The organism is Hahella chejuensis KCTC 2396 (genome assembly GCF_000012985.1).
Classification (GTDB): domain Bacteria; phylum Pseudomonadota; class Gammaproteobacteria; order Pseudomonadales; family Oleiphilaceae; genus Hahella; species Hahella chejuensis.
In genome coordinates this window covers 5,843,298-5,863,081 of the sequence record NC_007645.1, presented here as the reverse complement: position 1 = coordinate 5,863,081, position 19,784 = coordinate 5,843,298, and the positions used below count along the sequence as shown (strand labels likewise).

Sequence of the window (19,784 nt, the reverse complement as noted above, 5' to 3'; positions counted from 1 at the left end):
TCAGGCCAACTCCTCTGCAATGCTGCTGGGAATGGGGATCGGGAATTCCAGCAACTGCTGGGCGAAGGCTTTCCCCTGCGGATCGATACGCAGACTGGCGACGCCTCCGCCGCCCAGGCTGTTCTCCAGCAGGAAGTTCAGGGCGGATATGCCCGGCAGATCCCAACGGGTGACGCGTCCATTCTGTGGATGCAGCACATGTTGCATATAATCGCGCACCGTCGTTTCGGTGAGCGCTGCGCGAATGTAGGGAAGATACTCCGCCCGGCGCGCAATCACGCCGATATTGGCGTGGTCGCCTTTGTCGCCGGAACGAGCCCACGCCAACCGGATGAGAGGAACCTCCGTCTGTGTCGGCTCCAGCGGAGCAGAGTCAATATGGACTGCTTCCGCAGGAGAAGGCTCAGGGTCGCCTCCCCAGTTCACTTCAACATGCTTGCCTACGCCTTCCATATTGGCGGTGATGGTGATGCCGTCTTTCTTCGTCAGAAACGAGAATAAACGGATCTTTGGCCAAACCGTGGGCCGTCCGCCTACGATGCCGGTGATGCCCGGCGCCATACCGGTGGCCGCCTGGGCGATCTCCCGGGAAAACAACGCCAGCGCTTCTTTTTGCGGATGCGCGCAGGCTATTTTCACTACTACTTCCCGGCAATGGCCGGTCTGGGCGTGGGCGCCGTAAGTGGCTTCCGTTCCCAGCAGCTCAATGTCCGTCTCGGTGAACCCTGGCCAGCCGCGTTCTTCAAACTGCGTCTGGGTTTTACGAAGAATGGCGTCGGCGGTGATTTTTGCTTTAGCGGCGGCGTCGATGCCGGCCATGAGGAAAGTGGCGACGCATTTATGGCCGTCCGGATAGGTGGCGCACACTTTGTATTTGTCGGTAGGCGCGCGCCCGCGGGCGCCGGTGACGCGGACTCGATCCGGGCCGACTTGCTGCAGTTTTACCTGGGTGAAATCGCAAATGACGTCCGGCAACAGATAAGAGCCGGGGTCGCCGATTTCATAAACCAATTGCTCGGACACGGTTCCCAGGCTGACCAGACCGCCGGTGGCTTCAGGTTTGGTGACAGTAAAATCTCCGTTGGCGTCGACTTCCACGATAGGAAACCCCATGTTGTCGAAGCCTTCCACATTGCGCCAGTCGGTGAAATTACCGCCGGTGCATTGCGCGCCGCATTCAATGATATGGCCCGCCAGGCTGCCTTGGGCCAGCCTGTCATACTCATCCATGGACCAGCCGAACTTATGAACCAGCGGCGCCAGCACCAGTGCGCTGTCCACCACCCGCCCGGTAATGACGATGTCAGCGCCGTGCGCGAGGGCGGTGACGACGCCCGGCGCGCCCAGATAAGCGTTCATGCTGACACAGACCGGGGGCAGGGGAACGCCGGAGAACATATCCGTCAGATTCTGGCGTTCAAACTCTGCTCGGCGATGCAGGATGTTATCTCCCATGACGGCGGCGATTTTCAGATCGAGGCCCAGTTTGTCGATGTGTTCCTGCAACGCGTCGCGGCAGGCCTGGGGATTGACGCCGCCGGCGTTGCTGATCACCTTCACGCCTTTTTCCTTCAGTCGCGGCAGGAGCGGCTTCATCACATGGTCAACGAAGTCAGTGGCGTAGCCTTTATTAGGATCTTGCAGCTTCTGGCCGGTGAGAATGGACATGGTGATTTCCGCCAGATAGTCGAACACCATGTAATCGAGATCGCCTTTTTCCAGCAATTGCGCCGCAGCGGTGTTGGTGTCGCCCCAAAATGCGGCTGCGCAGCCAATGCGCAGAGTAGACTTGGTGGTCATGGTATCGCCCGTTCCTTTCTGATCAATATCGCTGACATGCGGATATCGCCTGTATGTCGTTTGAAGAGTTATTGTTGTTGAACGCTTATTGTTTGATTCGAGCCTGTCCAACGATACCAAGCAAGCGCTTGGTTTGTAAAGGGGGCGAATTGAGATAGACTTAGGAACGATGTAAACCTTCGGCTAAGCGCCATGAGGGAGTTTTTTCCGACGTTTGCCGTTAGAATGTCCGGCCCCGCGACGGCCCCCGGATTCCGCCGCGGAGGCTCCCATCAGTCAGCTCAGGAATGTGATTGCTTATGAAACAACTTGCGCAACTTATCGAAGAGGGACGCATCACCGACCCTCAGAGCGCCAGGGGCAGGTTGCTGGCCAAGGCTGCGCACCTGTTCAAAGAAAAAGGCTACGAACGTACAACGGTGAGAGATCTGGCTGCTTCCGTGGGCATCCAGAGCGGCAGTATTTTTCATCATTTCCGCAGTAAGGAAGATATCCTGTTTGCGGTGATGGAAGAGACCATTCTGTACATCACCGCCAAAATGCGCGAAGCCCTGGAACAGGCTCCAACGCCTCGCGACCGGCTGCTGGCGCTGTTGCGTTGTGAGCTGGAGTCGGTGTTGGGCGGCACCGGTGAAGCGATGACGGTGCTGGTGTATGAGTGGCGCAGTCTGTCTGAGCCCCGCCAGGATGAGATCCTGAAACTGCGCGATCAATACGAAGGCCTGTGGCTCGACACCCTGAGCGAAGCCCGGGATGCGGGTCTGGTGAAAGGCGACGTGGCGGTGTTGCGGCGTTTCCTGACCGGCGCTTTGAGCTGGACCATCACCTGGTACAAGCCGGAAGGCAGTATGACGGTGGAGGAACTGGCGCAACAGGCGTTATATCTGGTCGTCAAAGAGTAGGCGTTCCTGTTCCTCGCCCTGAAATACGCGGCGCCCGCCATCATGGTCTATAGTTTTTCTTGATATCCGTTGATCGGAATTATCTGTTGAAAGGGATTGTGCGTTGACTTCGTGCGCGCAGTTCCCCAAAAGGGAAATTCGCCATGGTCACTATTCGCAGCGGCGCCCTGTGCAGCGCGCTTCTTTGGCTACAAACCCTGCTATGCGCCGCTGACTCTGAACTCAAACTACATGCGGTTTCCGAAGAGTGGGCGGCCTACTCCAACGCGGATTGCACTGGGCTGTACTGGGATGTTCTCAACGCTATTTACATGCCGGACGGGGTCACCGTTATCTGTGAAATAGTGCCTTGGAAACGAGCCCTGTATTGGGTCTCCAATAAAGAGAAAGACGCACTGGTCGGCGTATACGGCAGTCGCAAGGATGTCATGCGGATTCCTGAGTTGCACTTCTGTGTTGATGATCCTGTCGTGGCGTTATTTTTGCGAGGGCCGCACCAGGAGTGGCGAGGCGTCAGGCGGGTGCGAAGCGGCGAAGCGGCCTGGATTCGGGGCTACGATTTCAAACAGTGGTTCAATTCGGGCATGGAGCCTGTGGAGTTGGAGAGCATCGAGCAGGGCTTGGAATTGGTGACGCGACGCAGAGTGAAATACATCATTGATTACTCCGTCAATATTCAGCGCGCCATGCGCGAGTTGGAGCTGGAAGAACAGGACTATAAATACGTCACAGTCAAAAGTGGTGAGAAGCTCTATGTCGGCTTTGCGGATAACGAGCGCGGACGTCTGTTTGAGGCGATACTGGATCGTAATCTGCCCCAGTTGTACCAATCTGGAGAACTGGAGCGCATCTACAAAAAATGGGGCATGAAGCCCCAATGGCGACATTTGCGGGAATCCTGGCCGCAGTCCTCCAAGGCATTGGATTAACACCTTTAAAACAAACAAAAAATTGTCCCGTATCGCAAACGGGGTCTATGCTTTTAGCTAAGGTTCAACGAAAAATGTCGACGTGCGCCCGGTCGTCGAGACTGGCGGTTGCGACGCGCGTGAATGAGCAAGGAGATACCTGTGGCTCCTCCTATTCGGAAAATTGTCTATGTGGAAGATGAACCCGATATTCAGGCTATAGCGCAGATGGCCCTGGAGGCCATTGGTGGTTTCGAGGTTGTGCTGTGCAGCTCAGGCAGAGAAGCATTGGAGGTGATTCCTCAGGAAATGCCGGACTTGGTGCTGATGGATGTGATGATGCCCGAGTTGGATGGGCCCTCCACATTGCAAGCCTTGCGGGAAGTGGAGGAATGCAAACATCTGCCCGTTGCGTTTATGACAGCCAAAGTGCAGAAATCGGAAATAGATGAATTTATCAGTCTGGGGGCGATCGGCGTGATCCCCAAGCCCTTTGACCCGATGAAGCTATCCGATGAGGTTAAGCGGCTTTGGGAGAAGGTGCATGCGGGATGAGCGGGAGAACGCGAAGGACGATTCACGCTCGCCGATGGAAAAAATGCAGGCCCTGCGGACGGCCTACGCAAGCGCCTTGCCGCAAAAACTGACCAATGTTCGCGATAGCTGGGCCTCTATCAGGACGCTGCAAAGCTTCAACCGGGAAATATTGATGCCATTCCGGCACCTGGTGCACCGTCTGGCTGGCTCTGGGGCTTCATACGGGTTCGCCCGCCTCTCCGCGCTGATGCAGAAGATCGAACAAAAGGTCGATCAGCTTTCCGATTTTCCCGAGAACGCCAAGCGTTTGGTGTTGGAAATCGACAATCTGCTGACTCAGGTCGACTCTTCCGCGCAACCGGATGAGCAAAGCAACGAAGAGCCCTCACTGATTTCCTCCCAGCGCATCCAGCGACCGGCGGCGCCCAAGGCGCTGCTGGCTTTGTCGAAAGAAAGCGCCTGCAGTTCGTTGCCGGAACAGTTGAAACATTACGGTTATGAAGTGCGCGCCTGTTCGGCGGAGGATGTGAGCGAACATGCGCTGCAGTTTGAGCCGGACATTGTGGTGTATGAAGAACTGGGTGCGTCCCAGGCCTGTCCGGCGCCCATTGAAATGGGTAAAACCAAAGTCCCTTTTGTGTTCGTATTACATCAGGCGCCGAGCCTGTTTTTGCGCGTGCAGGCGTACCGGGCCGGCATACGCGAAGTGTTGCAGTCGCCGCCGGATATTTCTCAGTTATTAAGTAAATTCGATCAATGCTTTATCTCGGAGAGCGACGTCCCCTATCGAGTGCTGCTGATCGATGACGACAGTGAGCTGGCGATGTATCACGCGCAGTTATTGGAGCAGGCGCAAATGAATGCGAGGGTGGTGTCGCAGCCGGAGGATATTCCTGATGTGCTGATGGAGTTCTTCCCTGATGTGATTCTGATGGATTTATATTTACCCGGTTATAACGGTATTGAACTGGCGGTGGCGATCCGTCAGGACGCGACCTTATATGGCGTGCCGATCATTTTTGTGTCGGTGGAGCAGGATATCGCCCGCCACTTGGGCGCGATACGCGCCGGCGGCGATGACTTTCTCATCAAGCCGGTGCCGGCGCTTTTTCTGTTGGCCTCGGTGGAGAGCCGGGCGCGCCGCGGCAGAGAACTGCGCGGCATGCTGAGCAGGGATGGTCTGACTGGTCTGCTCAACCATATCAGCGCTGAAGAGTATCTGTCCCAACAACTGTCTCGGGCCCGTCGTATGGGAAGCAGTCTGGCGTATGTCATGGTCGATCTGGACCACTTCAAGCGGGTCAATGATCAATACGGTCACCTGATGGGCGACCGCGTGTTGGTGAACTTCGCCCGTTATCTGCAAGGGCGTCTGCGTCGTAGCGACGTCATCGGGCGCTACGGCGGCGAGGAGTTCGTGGTGATATTGCCGGATACCACCAAAGAGCACGCTCGCTTTGTCATTGAGTCCATGCGCATGAGCTTCGCCACCATCAACCACAATACCGAGGAAGACCCTCTGCAGGTGACCTTCAGCGCAGGCATCGCCGCCTTTCCGGATATTGACGACATGACAATGCTTAGCAAGGCGGCGGATGACGCCTTATACGACGCTAAACAGCAGGGGCGTAACAAAGTCTGTATTTATAATCCCAAGACTTCAGAATGACGGACAGGAGTAGCGGTAAGGGCATGGACGGTGCATTGATAAACAAGTTGGCGCAGATTCAGCGACATTATCGCCAATCCTTAGGCGCCAGGGCGGATGCGCTGGAGAAATGGTGGGACGAATTGCTGAAAAAGAGCGATCGTCAGCGTCTTAACGATATCTGTATGACGCTGCACAGCCTGGCCGGGTCGGGAAAGACGTTCGGGCTTCCTGAGCTCAGCGCGGCGGCGGCGGAATTAAATGCTTATTTGCAGGACTTGATCAGAGAAGGCTCGACCGCATTTGATAAGTATAACGAGCGCATGGGTCTGCTTTTACAACTGATGCGTCGTCCTCATACCGGCGACGCGGTGTCTGGAGCCAGCGAGATGGAGAATAGACTTTGTCCGGGACGCTTGGTCTATATTGTTGAGGATGACCCCATGCTGTCGCAGTGGATGAAAACCCACATTGAGCAGCACGGCTACAGCGTGCGTATCTTTGACAGTCTGACAGCGCTGATGCAGCGGCCGAAAGAGGACATGCCTCTCGCGATTCTGATGGACGTTATTCTGCCGGAAGGGGAGAACGCGGGGCTGGACTTCGCCATCAACCAGGCTTCATCCGAACTGAGCGGCGTTCCCCTGGTGATTATTTCCACGCGCACCGACTTTGAAGCGCGCCTGCAGGCGGTGCGCGCCGGGGTGCGCCACTACCTGACCAAACCTTTGGACTCTGAGAGTCTGCTGGCCAGCATTGAAGATATGGTGGAAGAAACTCCCGCTGAGCCATATCGCATACTGTTGGTGGACGATGATGAAGATATTACCGCCTTGTATCGGGCGCATCTGGAAGCGGCCGGCGTGGAGGCGCGCACCCTGAGCGATCCGAAAAAAGCGCTGCAGGTGATCATTGAGTTCAAACCGGAACTGATTGTTCTCGATCTGCATATGCCGGAATGCTCTGGATTAGAGGTTGGTCAGATCATTCGGCAGCATGTGCAGTTCGCCAATGTGCCGCTGGTGTTTCTCTCCGCGGAGTCTGACTCCAGCGCGCAACTGTCCGCCATCGAACTGGCTGGCGACGATTTTCTAATGAAACCCATCGATCCTGAAGTGCTGCGCATCAATCTCATGGCGCGCGCGCGTCGGGCCCGTATGGTGAGCATGTATGTGCGCAGCCTGATCAAGGAAATGTCGTTCAAAGAGCAGCACGATGCGCTCACCGGGCTGCCTAACCGATTGCATCTGGAGCGCCGCCTGGAACTGGCCATTCGCAACGTGCGTTATGGCGTGCGGGATCAGTTTTCACTGTTTCTGATCGACGTGGACAACTTCCAGCATATCAACGACGCTTACGGGCATGAGTTGGGCGATCAGCTGATCGTCGACTTGTCCAAGCGCCTGGAATCCCTGATCCCCCACACTGCGGTGTTGTGCCGTCCGGGAGGGGATGAGTTCGCCATTCTGTTCAAAGGCGTGCGTGACAAGAAGCAGGTGATTCAATATGCGGAGCGGCTGCTGGAGGCCTGTGAGACGCCGTTCAACATCGGCATGGATGAAATCAGCATTGGCCTCAGTATTGGCGTCGCCACCTACAGTCGCGAACACAAATCCAACTTTGGCATTGAGTTGTACAAAGAAGCCGACATGGCGTTGTTCACTGCCAAGAAAATGGGCAAGAACGACTTCGTTATTTTTGAAGAGCACATGGCTTCAGAGCTGAAAGCCCAGGTAAGCATGACCAGTGACTTGCGCAAGGCGCTGATCAACCGCGAGTTTCATCTGGTGTACCAACCCCAGGTCAATTTGTACAACCACCGCATATTCGGCGCGGAAGTATTGCTGCGCTGGAATCATCCAGTGCGGGGGCCGGTGTCGCCGGCGGAGTTTATTCCAGTGGCGGAAGCTCATGGTCTCATCGACCAGTTGGGCGAATATGTGTTGCGTTGCGCCATCAAGCAGATTGCCGACTGGAAGCGTCAATATGGCCGCGCCGTGCGTCTGGCTGTGAACGTGTCGCCGCGTCAGTTCGGACGTTTTGACTTTGTATCCCAGGTTGGTTTGATGCTGGAGGAGTTTCAGGTGGATGGGCGCCTGCTGGAATTGGAAATCACAGAAAGCGCGCTGGCCAAGGACATAGAGACAGCGGTGTCCAAACTGATGGAGCTGCGTTGTCTGGGGGTTGGCGTGGCGGTGGATGATTTCGGCACCGGCTTTTCCAATCTGGCTTCGCTGAAGCGGTATCCGGTGGATCTATTGAAGATTGACCGGTCTTTTATTCGCGATATCCCGCATGACCAGGATAATCTGGCGATCGTTATCGCGATTGTGCAAATGGCGAAAACCTTAGGCTTGAAGATACTGGCGGAAGGAGTGGAGACCATTGATCAGATCCGCGTCATGAGACAGCAGGGGTGTGATCTGATCCAGGGCTTTTATGTCGCCCGTCCCATGCTGGTGGACCAGTTTGAGAAAGACTACCTGAGCGGCTCAGGTCAAGAGAGCGGGGCTTTATAAATAGCGGGGCTTTATAAATCCAGCGGTTGCGTCAGTGACCCGGTGTAATAGAATGGGGCTGCGCCTGTTGTAGGACTTGGATTTAGTGAGTAGTCATGAAATACGAAATTGTGCCCGTTACCCCTTTTGTTCAGAACTGCACCGTGCTCTGGTGTGAAAAAACGCGTCAGGCTGCTGTGGTGGACCCAGGCGGCGATCTCGCCAAAATCGAAGCGGTATTGTCCCGCAACGGGCTGACGCTGGAGAAAGTGCTGCTGACCCATGCTCACATAGATCACGCCGGCGGAACTGCGGAGTTGGCGGAGGCTCATGAAATTCCGATCGAAGGGCCGGAATATGAGGACAAATTCTGGATCGATGCCTTGCCGCAACAAAGCATGATGTTCGGCTTTCCTACAGCGAAGCAGTTTACCCCGGATCGCTGGTTGAACGAGGGCGATGAAGTCAGCGTCGGCGAGGAAACGCTGCAGGTGTTGCACTGCCCGGGACATACGCCCGGACATGTGATTTTTTTCCATCAGGGCGCGCGGCTGGCGCTGGTGGGCGACGTTCTGTTCAATGGCTCCATCGGCCGCACTGATTTTCCTAAAGGCGACCACGCCACGTTGATTCAGTCCATCAAAACCAAATTATGGCCACTGGGCGATGATGTTTCCTTCATCCCCGGGCACGGCCCCATGTCCACTTTCGGCGCGGAACGTAAAACCAATCCTTTCGTGAAAGACTAGCCGCGCCTTTCCTGCCCCGCTCTTTTTCTTGCGGCGCTCAGGACTTTAACAGATCGAAGTACAGCGCCGGGCGTCGCAGCTCCACCAGGCTCTCCAGCGCCCGTCCCACGCGCAATAGCGTATGCTCGCGCCAGGCGCCGCCCATGAGCTGCAGTCCGATCGGCAGGCCTTTGGCGTCGTAATCCACCGGCAGCGTCAGCGCCGGCAGGCCGGTGAGATTGGCGGAGAAGGCGAAACGCATCAACTCCGTCAGCACCTGCAGGTTGGATTCGCCGCTGGGCTCTTTCTGCGCTCGAATACGCGGCGCCGTCATGGCGGTGGTGGGGGTAACGATGATGTCCACTTTTTGCAGCACGTTGTCGAACTCGCGCATGGCCTGGGTGCGAAAGCGCTGCGCTTTGATGTAATCCGTGCTGGAAAACTGCTGCGCCAGGGCGAGATTCAGACGTGTGTCCAAACCGAAGTTTTGCGGATTGCGACGATATTCTGCGTCCACCGCCGCCAGCATTTCCGAGCCAATGGTGATGGCGTGGCTGACCCGCTGCAGATCCAGGCCTTCGAGGCTGATTTCCTGCACCTGGGCGCCCAGACTTTTCAATTTTTCTACGGCGAGCTGACAGGACTGGGTGATTTCCCGGTTGGCGTGTCCGAACCAGGGAGAATAGATGCCGATACGCAGGTCGGATAGGTCGCGCTTCATATAGCCGGAAAGGTGGGGCGGCGGCTGATCGATGGAAAAGGGGTCCATCAGGTCCGCGCCGGCGATAGCGCTGTAGGCCAGCGCCACATCGTCTACGCAGCGTCCCATAGGGCCGACATGGGCCACGCTCCAGCACAAAGGAAAAGCGCCATGCTCGCTGACGCGTCCCCAGGTCGGCTTGAGGCCCACTACGCCGCATAACGCCGCGGGAATACGGATGGAGCCGCCGCCATCGGCGCCGATGGCGATAGGGCACAGGCCCGCCGCTACTGCAGAGGCGCTGCCGCTGGAGGAACCGCCGGCGTAATGGTCGAGATGGTAGGGATTGCGACAGTGGCCGTGATGCACGTTGGCGCCGGTGACGCCAAGGCCGATTTCATGCATATTAGCCTTGCCGATGATGATCGCCCCCGCGGCGCGCAGTCGCGCTACGGAGGTGGCGTCCTGATCGACAGAACAGTCTTGTCCGTATACCAGCGTTCCCACGGAAGTGGCGTATGGCGCTGCGTCGAGTTCGTCTTTGATGGCGACCGGTACGCCGTCCAACAAGCTCAGGGGGCGGCCTTCCCGGTAGCGTTGCGCGCTGGCTTTCGCCTGTATCAGTATGTCTTGCTCTGAGCTGAAAATGACGGCGCGCAGTGGCGGATGACTGGCGTCGCTCTGTTGCAGCGCGGCAATAACGCGTTGTGCGACATCCAAAGGCGTGGTCTGACCTTTACGGTAGGCCTGGATGAGATCTCTGGCGGAAGTCAAAGGGAACGAGTCGTTTACGTTTTTAATCGCTTCCTCCGCGATGGCGATGCTGGCTCGGGCCTGAGCCGCTTCCAGGGCGCGTCCGGGAGGGTGCTTGGGAAACAGCGTCGGCGTCGTATTCAACTCCGCTTCGCGCAGCTTGTAGGCGCCCCCCTCTCGCAACAGCGCGAGTCCCAGAATACGCCTGGAATAGTTGCTTTCGAGCAGGCTGACCAGGGTTTTCAGGGGCGTTCCGGCAAGGCGGGGAAACTTCAAAGACTTCAAATCGTAAGACATAAAACTCATTCCGGGGGTGAAGCTGCGTTTTTATGCTCTGGCGCAATTGGTTATATTTTATATAGAACGCTTTAGTATAAACGCCAAATGATGACGAAGGCGCTGCAATTGGCGTTCACGTCCACTCTTCTCCTGCTAGGATATACATATATGACCCATTTGCGTTGTGGAATTTATATGCGAAGCGTTTCATTTACCGGCAAGATTCTAATGCTCACTCTGGCGGCGGCGTTGACTGCCTGCGGAGGTGGAGGCGGCGATGACGAAACAGCGACATATACATTGTCTGGTTCTATTACAACGCCGTCATTCACTCAGGTAGACTCCGATACGTCTGACACCAGCGCAGGCTCCGTCTCCAATAACAGCGAGGCGGAGGCGCAGACATTGAGCAATCCTGTGATTATTGGGGGCTATGTCAGCGCATCAACAAGCCTGTACAGCTCAGGTGAGTTGTATCAACTGGACCCCATAGATGTCTTTCGGATTAAACTGTTGACTGGCCAGAAGGTAGTGCTTTCTTCCAGTCCTGCGTCCAGTAGTTTTAGCGTAAACCAGACTTTGACCCTGAGCAGGGTGGATGGGAGCGGCTCGCCGCTGTCCGCGAATAATACGGGAACGGCAACCCTGACCGCGCCTTCAAGCGGTGATTATTATATTCAAGTCCAAGAGCTCGCTGGCCCCTCCAGTTACGTCATGGTTGTCGGCGAGACAACCGCCACGATGACCAGGCAAGCTGCTGAGCCCATACCTGCCCAGGCGGAGTTTGTTCCGGGAGAGGCGATCATTCGCTATAAATCAACGCGAGGCGTTTCCGCACAGGCGTTGCCGGGGTATTTCCTGGAGCGGTTCGAGGACGCCAATACGGGGTTGTTCCGCTTCGATGACGCCCAGATTGTACAGGGACCGGCGTTTAAATCCCTGACGCAGAAAGCCAATGAAAGGCAACGTACTCTTGAGTTAATAGAGTCTTTACGTCAGCGTCCGGACATTGAATTCGCCGAGCCGAACTACATTCGCAAAGCAATGGAAACCCCGGCGGACCCGTTTTATTTCCTACAATGGCACTATCCACAGATTAACCTGCCCAGTGCGTGGGATGTCGCCCATGGCGCTGGCGTAGTTGTCGCAGTGCTGGACACGGGCATACTGCCCACGCACCCCGACTTGTCCGGCCGTTTAGTGAGCGCCAATGACGACTATGACTTTGTCAGCTCAATCTCTTCTTCACTGGATGGCAATGGTATCGACAATGATCCCACTGATCCGGGAGACAGTCTGGTGGGGGGCAGTAGCTTCCATGGTACGCATGTCGCAGGAACCGTCGCCGCAGCCTCCAATACGGTTGGCGGGGTGGGCGTCGCTTTTGAGGCCAACATCATGCCCATTCGAGTACTTGGACAGGGCGGAAGCGGCTCCGATGCGGACCTGGTGCAAGCGATTCGGTTTGCGGCAGGGCTGTCAAATTCCTCTGGAACCTTCCCCAGCCGGCGTGCGGATATTATCAACATGAGTCTTGGCGGCCCGGGCTTTTCCACTGCTTTGGGCGCTGCTGTTCAGGATGCCCTGAACGCAGGTGTGATTGTGGTGGCGGCTGCAGGTAATGAAAATATCTCATCGGCATTTTATCCGGCAGCCTATCCTGGGGTGGTATCGGTCAGCGCGGTGGGCGCGGATGGGCAAAAAGCCCCTTATTCCAACTATGGCTCCACCGTCGATATCGCAGCGCCGGGCGGCAACATGCTTCAAGATGTAAACGGCGACGGACGCGGCGACGGCGTGTTGAGCACCTGGGCGGATGACAGCTCCGGTTCTATTGAACTTTCGTATGCCTACATGCAAGGCACCTCCATGGCGTCCCCCCATGTGGCGGGCGTTTTTGCGCTAATGGAATCGGTTCGCGATATTACGCCGGATGAGATCAATACTTATCTGGCGAATGGCGACCTGACGAGGGATATTGGCGCAGCAGGCAGGGACGACCTTTACGGATATGGGTTGATTGACGCAGCCAAAGCGGTGGTCGCCGCGGGCGGTGAGCCCCCGCCAGCCGTCACGGCCTCGGTCAGTAGTCTGAACTTCACCAATACCAGCGCGACGTTGATCACCTTGAGTATTCCGTCCGGCGTCAGCGGCGTCTCCGTGACGGCTTCTACCACTGGCGATCTGGGATGGTTGTCAGTTAACGACAACAGCGATGGCGACGCCTCAACCTTCTTGGTAAGCGCAGACGCCAGCGGCTTGGACTTGGGAGTCAGCTATCCGGGAGAAATAGTTGTCGGATATACCATTGATGAGAGCTCTGAGGCGGCGGAGCTGACAGTGCCTGTCACATTGACCTTGGCCGACCCGGATTCGCCCGCGAATGCCGGCAAGCACTATATCTTGCTGGTGAACGCCGACACCTTGGATACTTTGTATCAAGTCAGCGCCAGCGCATCGGGCGGGGCTTACAACTTCGCTTTCAGTGGCGTGGAAGCGGGAAGCTACCTGCTGGCGGCGGGAACGGATCTGGATAATGATGGCAAAATCTGTGATTCAGGCGAAGCCTGCGCCGAGTATCCGGTTCGCAACGCGCTGGAAACCATTGTGGTTAATGAGTCCAAGTCAGGGTTGTCTTTCGCCACGGGCTTTCAGAGCGAAATCAGTGGCGCCGGAGCAGACGGCTCGCCAGCGCATAAGGAATATCGGCTTCTTAACAAGTGAAGCCGGGCGGGGTGAAAGGAATTTCACCCCTTCCCAGTTGATCTTTGGCGGCATTCCTATAAATTAATGCCCAATTCCAATCTCCGGCCAACGGCCTCTGCGCCCCGGAGACAGTCACCAGCGCATGCAGGCGCGTTTCCGGGAAAGGCCGTTGTCCGGCCCATTCAGTCAATAGCGGGCAGGGAGCGCCGCCCGAAAGCGCGTCGGCAAGTAACGAGTTGTATTCAGGAGAAACTTTTGTCAAACAACTACAACGCCGACTCCATTGAGGTCCTTAACGGCCTGGACCCGGTTCGCCGTCGTCCGGGTATGTATACGGACACCTCGCGGCCCAACCACCTTGCTCAGGAGGTTATCGACAACAGCGTTGACGAGGCGCTGGCGGGGCACGCGCGACAGGTGGACGTCGTACTGTACAAAGACGGCTCTCTGTCCGTAACCGACGACGGTCGCGGAATGCCTGTGGACATCCACAAAGAAGAAGGGATGCCCGGCGTTGAGCTGATTCTGACCAAGCTGCACGCAGGCGGAAAGTTCTCCCACAAAAACTACCAGTTCTCCGGTGGCCTGCACGGGGTGGGCGTATCCGTAGTGAACGCGTTATCCCTGAATCTGGAAGTCTTGATTCGTCGCGACGGCAAGGTGCATCGCATTACTTTCGCCAACGGCGATAAAGCCTCGGATCTGGAAGTGATCGATACCTGCGGCAAGCGCAACACCGGCACCACGGTGACCTTTCTGCCCGACCCCAAATACTTCGATTCCCCCAAGTTCTCCGTCCTGCGCCTGCGCCACGTGCTGCGCGCCAAAGCGGTATTGTGCTCCGGTCTGAAGGTCACCTTTAAAGACGAAAACACCGGAGAGAAAGACGAGTGGTATTACGAAGACGGCCTCAAGGACTATCTGAGCGGCGCCACTAATGAGTTCGTTACCTTGCCGCAGGAGCCTTTTATCGGGCAGATGGCGGGCAACACAGAAGCGGTGGACTGGGCGGTGCAATGGCTGCCGGAAGGCGGCGAACTGGTGGCGGAAAGCTACGTCAACCTGATCCCCACGGCCCAGGGCGGCACCCATGTCAACGGTTTACGCACTGGCTTGCTGGAGGCGCTGCGGGAGTTCTGTGAATTCCGCAACCTGTTGCCCCGCGGCGTGAAGCTGTCCCCCGAAGACGTTTGGGATCGCTGCGCCTATGTGTTGTCAGTGAAGATTCAGGAGCCGCAGTTTTCCGGTCAGACCAAAGAGCGTCTGTCCTCCCGTGAATGCGCCACCTTCGTTTCCGGTGTGGTGAAAGACTCCTTCAGCCTGTGGCTGAACAAACATACGGCGGAAGCGGAGCAACTGGCGGAGCTGGCCATCAACAACGCCCAAAGCCGTTTGCGCGCCGCCAAGAAAGTCGCGCGCAAGAAAATCACCAGCGGCCCGGCGTTGCCTGGCAAATTGGCCGACTGTAGTGGCAGCGACGCCATGCGCGGCGAATTGTTTCTGGTGGAAGGGGACTCGGCGGGCGGTTCCGCGAAACAGGCTCGCGACAGAGAGTTTCAGGCGGTGATGCCGTTACGCGGAAAAATCCTTAACACCTGGGAAGTGGATTCCGAGCAGATTCTGGCGTCACAGGAAGTGCACGACATCGCCGTCGCCATTGGCGTCGATCCAGGCTCCAGTAACCTGGAAGGCCTGCGCTACGGCAAGATCTGCATTCTGGCGGACGCCGACTCTGACGGTCTGCATATCGCCACCTTACTGTGCGCGTTATTCGTCAAACACTTCCGCCCACTGGTGGAAGCCGGCCACGTCTTCGTCGCCATGCCCCCGCTGTATCGCATCGACGTGGCGAAAGACGTCTACTACGCCCTCGACGACTATGAAAAGCAGGGCATCCTCGACCGTATCGTCGCCGAGAAGAAAAAAGGCAAACCCAACGTCCAGCGCTTCAAAGGTCTGGGCGAGATGAACCCCCTGCAACTCCGCGAAACCACCATGGCCCCCGACACCCGCCGTCTGGTGCAACTCACCGTGGAAATCGCCGACGACACCGAAGAAAAAATGGACATGCTCCTGGCCAAAAAACGCGCCTCCGACAGACGCGAATGGCTTGAGAGCAAGGGGAACCTGGCTGAGATTGCGGTTTAATCCTTGGAGAGCCGCCTCGGAGTGGAAAGCAGGATTCCCTGCTTTCCACTCGATACTCTTTCTGCTTGTCCAAGTATCACCTTTCCTGTCATTAACATCCTGATTTATGGGCCACAATATCTCCGGCATCGTCACTACAAAGAAGTTTTACTGGAAATAAACCAACAAAAAAACGAATAGCCACGGCGCCTTTTCTATGAAACCCAGGACTAGATTAATAACCGTCAACGACGCTCGATATGTCTGGTTAGTTGATGAAATTGAATGGAACCTGCTCAGGTTGAAAGTCTGGCGGGAAGGGGAAAAGAGCGCCCCTTGGTTTACGCTGGATAAAGGCATGAATATTCCGTGGCGGTTCTCCCCTAAGATTGCCGAGGCTACTCCTGACACATCCTTTTCAGTAACACCCAAGTTGGTGGCGGAAGCTATCAGGCAGGTCCGGTCACAACTTGGCTTCCCTGAAGAAAATGATAAAGCTTTAAATCTTTATGTTAGTTCTGACGGCAAGTCCATTTTGCCGTTATCAGCAGAGGCGCCGCCAAACCGCTAAATACCCTCGATTCTCTCCCTCACAATCCTCGCAAGCGCTTCCAGAGCGTCTTCTGGGAAGCCGCTCAGGCCTGGGATGTCATTGCTTTCCAGCAGGATAAATTCTCCGTTTTCGTTTTCCAGGAAGTCCAGGCCGAGTATGTCGGCGTTCAGGTGATTCATTGCGATTTGGGTTTGCTCCCGCAGCGGTTCAGGTACAGGAATTACCTGGAACTCCTGGGTTTCAATATTGGCTTTCCAACGGGCGCCACGGCGGGACATGGCCCACATCCGGTCGCCGATAGCGAGACAGCGGATGTCGCGGACATAGGGAATGTATTTTTCCAGCGTAATGTAGTCGTTGGAAATGAACGTCAGGTCTTTTATATCCGACCAGGCTGTTTCGGTTTCCGCCAGGGCTTTGCCGTAACCGCCATGAAAATTTCCGACCTTCACCACCGAGGGCAGGGGAGGATCGACTTTATCCAACAGATTCTCGCCGATGGCGATGGTGTCAGGGGAGACAGTCAACCCCGCTTCTCTCAGCTCCGCCAGCATGGACAGACGATCATAGCCGCGCAGTAAGGTGCGCGCTGGATTTACGCAGGGAACGCCAGCGAAACGAATCAGTTCCAGTACACTGCGATGAGACTCGTCCGGTTTAACCGCGCCAAGACGCCACAACACAGCGTCCGCCCGTACGACGCCGGAAGCGTCAAACACCCACAGTCTGTTATCGTGATACAACCATTTGCTGGTTTGCAGGCGACGGTAATGCACCTCGTGGCCGGTCAGGTATTTTGGCCAGTATTGCTCGCCGTTCACCACGATGATGGAAGCCATAGAATCCTCGAAAACTTAGTCAATAACCCCAAACAGGGCGATGGATTATATGTCGTCGGAACGTACGACGACGGTTCCTGCGAGCTTGTCATGAAAGCCCTGCTTTCTCGGGTCCCAGGCGACCCACAGGAAACCGAGGCCCAGAAGCAGCGCGGAGATATAGTATGCGAAATAACGCCCGATCATTTGTCCCTTAGATGGCTTGGCGCCGGTTTTGGCGTCGACAATGACGGCGTTAAGCAGCATTTTTCCTGGCGTGGCGGACCGGTATATCCAGAACAGAATGACGGCGAGCGCCGGGAAAACATAATTGAGCAACACATCCGCCGCCCCTGCGATTAAAGTCTCCCCATCGAAATAATTGAAGCCGTACAGGGCGATCAGAATCGGGTAGGTGACCGCCATGATGATTATCGTGTCGATAATACTGGCGCCGGTTCTCGCCCAGAAGCCGACATACTCCATATCTTCAATATGTATTTCTGAGGTCAATTGCGCCTGAGGGGCCTGGTAGGGATTCATTGAGTTACCTTATGCATCGGAGTATCTGTATTGAACAGTGGTGCTGGTCTGCTCCTGGCCGTAGATGGAAATGTCCTTTTTATTGCCCCGGTGGTTCTCCACAAACTTCACCGACTGCACAAACATACCCCCGGAACCACAGCAAGGGTCGTAGATTTTGCCATGGTAGGGTTCGATCATTTCGGCGATCAGTTTGACCACACACTTGGGGGTATAAAATTCGCCCCCGCCTTTGCCCTCGGTCGCCGCGAACTTGCCCAGGAAGTATTCGTAAACGCGCCCGACCACGTCTGTTTCATTGTCTTCCACCGTGTCGATGTTATTGATGGAATCAATCAGGGCGGCCAACTTGCTGACATCCAGCCCCAGGCGGGAGAAATAGTTATCCGGCAGCGCGCCGCGCAGGGATTTATTGTTCTTTTCCACGGTATGCAGGGCTGTGTCGATCTTGACGGCGATGTCATCCTGCTTGGCGTTCTTGCTGATAAACTCCCAGCGGGATTCCTCCGGCAGATAGAACACATTCTTCATGGTGTAAAAATCAACCATATCCACGTAGCCGCCGTGGCCTTCCTCGATCAACTCCTTCCGACGTTCTTCAAACTTGTCGCTGATGAATTTCAGAAAGATCAGAGACAACACCACGTGCTTGTATTCAGATGATTCCACACTGCCGCGGAGCTTGTCGGCAGTGTCCCACAAAGTTTGCTCGAAACTTCTCTGCTTCTTGTTCGCTGTGCTTTTTTCGGTTCTTTTTGCCATGAAAGTAACTTTAGTTGCGCTAAGCCTTTATTCGGGCCTGCATATTACATGCAAACCCCCTGTTGAGGACATGCCAAGCTGAAGTGCGAAATCGGGTCATCGGGCGCCCAGCAAAATAATCCGGGGAGACGCAGGCTAGTGCTTTAACCCTTTCGTTGTTTTACTCGCCATCAAGTAGGGGAGCGTGGCGACCTCCAGATGTAGCGCACCTTGCCAATAACGAGCGCCCATTGCCTGCAAACCCTCTAAAACCCAAAGGGTCTGCTCTTTCTTTGGGGCTTGGGACTGAAGAGTGTTCCCAACTCACAATAAGAAACATTGTGAGCATAGTTCTTGGATTCAACCGACCATTCGACAAGACCCAAATTGGGGTCTATAGTACCCAATTTGGGTCTCATAGAGAGCGAAAATCAACTATGCCATCAACAAGCGTTGGAGATGCTTTATTTACCAAAGCGCAGCAAAAACTGTTAGCGCTTTTTTTTGGTCAGCCCGAAAGAAGCTTTTATTTGAATGAAGTGGTGCGCTTGGCGGCTATGGGTAGGGGCGCGATTAGCCGGGAGTTGTCGAAGTTGTGTGAGTCGGGTTTGCTGACGTCTAGTAAACAGGGTAATCAAAACCATTATCAGGCCAACAGAGCCTCTCCTATTTTTGATGAACTGGTCAATATAGTAAAAAAGACCTTTGGAGTATCAGGAGTGTTGCAGTCGGCGCTTGCGCCACTTCTTCCCAGACTTAAGCTAGCATTTGTATATGGCTCTGTTGCAAAAGGGGAAGATAATGCGGCGAGTGATGTAGATGTGATGCTAGTGGGCGAGGATTTGAGCTACAGTGAAGTTATGCAAATGCTGGAATCCGCCGAATCGGAACTACAGCGCACCATCAATCCGACGCTATATACTCTAACAGAGTTTGAGGAGCGCTTAGCTGATGGGCAAAACTTTTTAACCAAAGTCATGGCGCAACCGCGCATAGATCTGCTGCAGGGAATGGAGAAGAATAATTGAAAGAGCTGGATAACTTGGTCAAGACTAAAAGCTTAAAAAGTGAGCCGGCAGACGCTGGAGAATTCGCAGGGCTGGTCAAGGCTGGCGATACAAAACTTCAAGATTGCCAGATTCAAGGATTGAGTGAGGACAGTCAGTTTTCCTTAGCTTACAGTGCAGCTCATTCGTTTTCGCTGGCGGCATTGCGCTGGCACGGCTACCGTTCTGACAATCGCTATCTGGTGTTTCAATGTTTACAGCACACTCTGGGATTGGATAACGCAAAATGGCGGGTGTTGGATAAATGCCATAACGCTCGTAATTTAGCGGAATACGAAGAACATCTGGATGTGAATCCGACTTTACTCAGAGAGCTTATCAGCATAACCAAAGAAATACAGACCTTGGTTAAAGCGTTGGCTCCGATAGAATAATGGCGCTGGTTGTTGGATCGAGGATTAATAAATAAAGCAGAGAGTCTCAGCCCACGTTGGGCGCTACAGTCTTGAAAGTCTGCATATGGCGAAAAACGTCCT

Annotated in this window: 16 protein-coding genes; 11 read left to right on the top strand and 5 right to left on the bottom strand. The window is 55.4% G+C overall.

What is annotated here, in order from left to right; translation table 11 throughout:
* A complete protein-coding gene (locus HCH_RS25770; RefSeq protein ID WP_011399457.1) occupies positions 1-1,800 on the bottom strand; it encodes an acyclic terpene utilization AtuA family protein in 1,800 nt (599 codons plus the stop codon).
* A 299-nt stretch (positions 1,801-2,099) separates the two neighbouring features.
* Here HCH_RS25770 and HCH_RS25765 point away from each other — a divergent pair, with 299 nt between their 5' ends.
* The 6 genes from HCH_RS25765 to HCH_RS25740 all read left to right on the top strand — a co-directional run bounded on the left by HCH_RS25765 (position 2,100) and on the right by HCH_RS25740 (position 9,042).
* The gene (locus HCH_RS25765) at positions 2,100-2,702 is read left to right on the top strand and encodes a TetR/AcrR family transcriptional regulator (protein ID WP_011399456.1); all 603 of its coding nucleotides are present in this window, start codon (positions 2,100-2,102) and stop codon (positions 2,700-2,702) included.
* A gap of 143 nt (positions 2,703-2,845) precedes the next feature.
* Positions 2,846-3,631, top strand: coding sequence for a substrate-binding periplasmic protein (locus HCH_RS25760; RefSeq protein WP_011399454.1), 786 nt, complete (start codon positions 2,846-2,848; stop codon positions 3,629-3,631).
* Positions 3,632-3,772: 141 nt separating this feature from the next.
* Positions 3,773-4,165 carry a response regulator gene (locus tag HCH_RS25755; RefSeq protein WP_011399453.1) on the top strand — a complete coding sequence of 131 codons (393 nt, stop codon included), beginning with the start codon at positions 3,773-3,775 and terminating at the stop codon, positions 4,163-4,165.
* On the top strand, positions 4,155-5,816 hold the full coding sequence (locus HCH_RS25750) for a diguanylate cyclase (protein ID WP_011399452.1): 1,662 nt from the start codon (positions 4,155-4,157) through the stop codon (positions 5,814-5,816). Before HCH_RS25755 ends, HCH_RS25750 begins: the two co-directional genes overlap by 11 nt.
* Entirely contained in the window at positions 5,813-8,314 is a 2,502-nt protein-coding gene (locus tag HCH_RS25745) for a putative bifunctional diguanylate cyclase/phosphodiesterase (RefSeq protein ID WP_011399451.1), read from the top strand. The genes HCH_RS25750 and HCH_RS25745 overlap by 4 nt, the downstream gene beginning before the upstream one ends.
* 95 nt (positions 8,315-8,409) lie before the next feature.
* Positions 8,410-9,042 carry an MBL fold metallo-hydrolase gene (locus HCH_RS25740; RefSeq protein ID WP_011399449.1) on the top strand — a complete coding sequence of 211 codons (633 nt, stop codon included), beginning with the start codon at positions 8,410-8,412 and terminating at the stop codon, positions 9,040-9,042.
* Between the two features lie 37 nt (positions 9,043-9,079).
* Here the strand turns inward: HCH_RS25740 and HCH_RS25735 are convergent, their stop codons facing one another.
* A complete protein-coding gene (locus HCH_RS25735) occupies positions 9,080-10,771 on the bottom strand; it encodes an amidase (RefSeq protein WP_041598937.1) in 1,692 nt (563 codons plus the stop codon).
* A 177-nt stretch (positions 10,772-10,948) separates the two neighbouring features.
* Between HCH_RS25735 and HCH_RS25730 the strand changes: the two genes are divergently transcribed.
* The 3 genes from HCH_RS25730 to HCH_RS25720 all read left to right on the top strand — a co-directional run bounded on the left by HCH_RS25730 (position 10,949) and on the right by HCH_RS25720 (position 16,157).
* Positions 10,949-13,477 (top strand): S8 family peptidase, encoded by a 2,529-nt coding sequence (locus HCH_RS25730; RefSeq protein WP_158304995.1) that lies wholly within the window; start codon positions 10,949-10,951, stop codon positions 13,475-13,477.
* Between the two features lie 237 nt (positions 13,478-13,714).
* Complete coding sequence (gene parE, locus HCH_RS25725; RefSeq protein WP_041598936.1) at positions 13,715-15,607, top strand: DNA topoisomerase IV subunit B; 1,893 nt, start codon at positions 13,715-13,717, stop codon at positions 15,605-15,607.
* A gap of 196 nt (positions 15,608-15,803) precedes the next feature.
* Positions 15,804-16,157 (top strand): hypothetical protein, encoded by a 354-nt coding sequence (locus HCH_RS25720; protein ID WP_011399445.1) that lies wholly within the window; start codon positions 15,804-15,806, stop codon positions 16,155-16,157.
* Here HCH_RS25720 and HCH_RS25715 read toward each other — a convergent pair.
* The 3 genes from HCH_RS25715 to HCH_RS25705 are packed head-to-tail and all read right to left on the bottom strand — an operon-like array spanning position 16,154 to position 18,262.
* On the bottom strand, positions 16,154-16,978 hold the full coding sequence (locus HCH_RS25715) for an ATP-grasp domain-containing protein (RefSeq protein WP_011399444.1): 825 nt from the start codon (positions 16,976-16,978) through the stop codon (positions 16,154-16,156). The two genes, HCH_RS25720 and HCH_RS25715, sit on opposite strands and share 4 nt — an antisense overlap.
* 45 nt (positions 16,979-17,023) lie before the next feature.
* The gene (locus HCH_RS25710) at positions 17,024-17,500 is read right to left on the bottom strand and encodes an RDD family protein (protein WP_011399443.1); all 477 of its coding nucleotides are present in this window, start codon (positions 17,498-17,500) and stop codon (positions 17,024-17,026) included.
* 9 nt (positions 17,501-17,509) lie between these two features.
* Positions 17,510-18,262, bottom strand: a complete 753-nt coding sequence (locus HCH_RS25705) for a class I SAM-dependent DNA methyltransferase (RefSeq protein WP_011399442.1) — start codon at positions 18,260-18,262, stop codon at positions 17,510-17,512.
* Between the two features lie 416 nt (positions 18,263-18,678).
* Here HCH_RS25705 and HCH_RS25700 point away from each other — a divergent pair, with 416 nt between their 5' ends.
* Together HCH_RS25700 and HCH_RS25695 are read left to right on the top strand one after the other, a co-directional pair.
* Positions 18,679-19,269, top strand: coding sequence for a nucleotidyltransferase domain-containing protein (locus HCH_RS25700; protein WP_011399440.1), 591 nt, complete (start codon positions 18,679-18,681; stop codon positions 19,267-19,269).
* The gene (locus HCH_RS25695) at positions 19,266-19,682 is read left to right on the top strand and encodes a hypothetical protein (RefSeq protein ID WP_011399439.1); all 417 of its coding nucleotides are present in this window, start codon (positions 19,266-19,268) and stop codon (positions 19,680-19,682) included. The genes HCH_RS25700 and HCH_RS25695 overlap by 4 nt, the downstream gene beginning before the upstream one ends.
* Positions 19,683-19,784 lie beyond the last annotated feature (102 nt).

Excerpts from the sequence above, each read along its gene's own strand:
- HCH_RS25740 (WP_011399449.1), top strand. The coding sequence starts at position 8,410 with ATGAAATACGAAATTGTGCCCGTTACCCCTTTTGTTCAGAACTGCACC.
- HCH_RS25760 (WP_011399454.1), top strand. The coding sequence starts at position 2,846 with ATGGTCACTATTCGCAGCGGCGCCCTGTGCAGCGCGCTTCTTTGGCTA.
- HCH_RS25705 (WP_011399442.1), bottom strand. The coding sequence starts at position 18,262 with ATGGCAAAAAGAACCGAAAAAAGCACAGCGAACAAGAAGCAGAGAAGT.
- HCH_RS25735 (WP_041598937.1), bottom strand. The coding sequence starts at position 10,771 with ATGTCTTACGATTTGAAGTCTTTGAAGTTTCCCCGCCTTGCCGGAACG.
- HCH_RS25750 (WP_011399452.1), top strand. The coding sequence starts at position 4,155 with ATGCGGGATGAGCGGGAGAACGCGAAGGACGATTCACGCTCGCCGATG.
- HCH_RS25745 (WP_011399451.1), top strand. The coding sequence starts at position 5,813 with ATGACGGACAGGAGTAGCGGTAAGGGCATGGACGGTGCATTGATAAAC.
- HCH_RS25765 (WP_011399456.1), top strand. The coding sequence starts at position 2,100 with ATGAAACAACTTGCGCAACTTATCGAAGAGGGACGCATCACCGACCCT.
- HCH_RS25700 (WP_011399440.1), top strand. The coding sequence starts at position 18,679 with ATGCCATCAACAAGCGTTGGAGATGCTTTATTTACCAAAGCGCAGCAA.
- HCH_RS25720 (WP_011399445.1), top strand. The coding sequence starts at position 15,804 with ATGAAACCCAGGACTAGATTAATAACCGTCAACGACGCTCGATATGTC.
- HCH_RS25770 (WP_011399457.1), bottom strand. The coding sequence starts at position 1,800 with ATGACCACCAAGTCTACTCTGCGCATTGGCTGCGCAGCCGCATTTTGG.
- HCH_RS25715 (WP_011399444.1), bottom strand. The coding sequence starts at position 16,978 with ATGGCTTCCATCATCGTGGTGAACGGCGAGCAATACTGGCCAAAATAC.
- HCH_RS25710 (WP_011399443.1), bottom strand. The coding sequence starts at position 17,500 with ATGAATCCCTACCAGGCCCCTCAGGCGCAATTGACCTCAGAAATACAT.
- HCH_RS25730 (WP_158304995.1), top strand. The coding sequence starts at position 10,949 with ATGCGAAGCGTTTCATTTACCGGCAAGATTCTAATGCTCACTCTGGCG.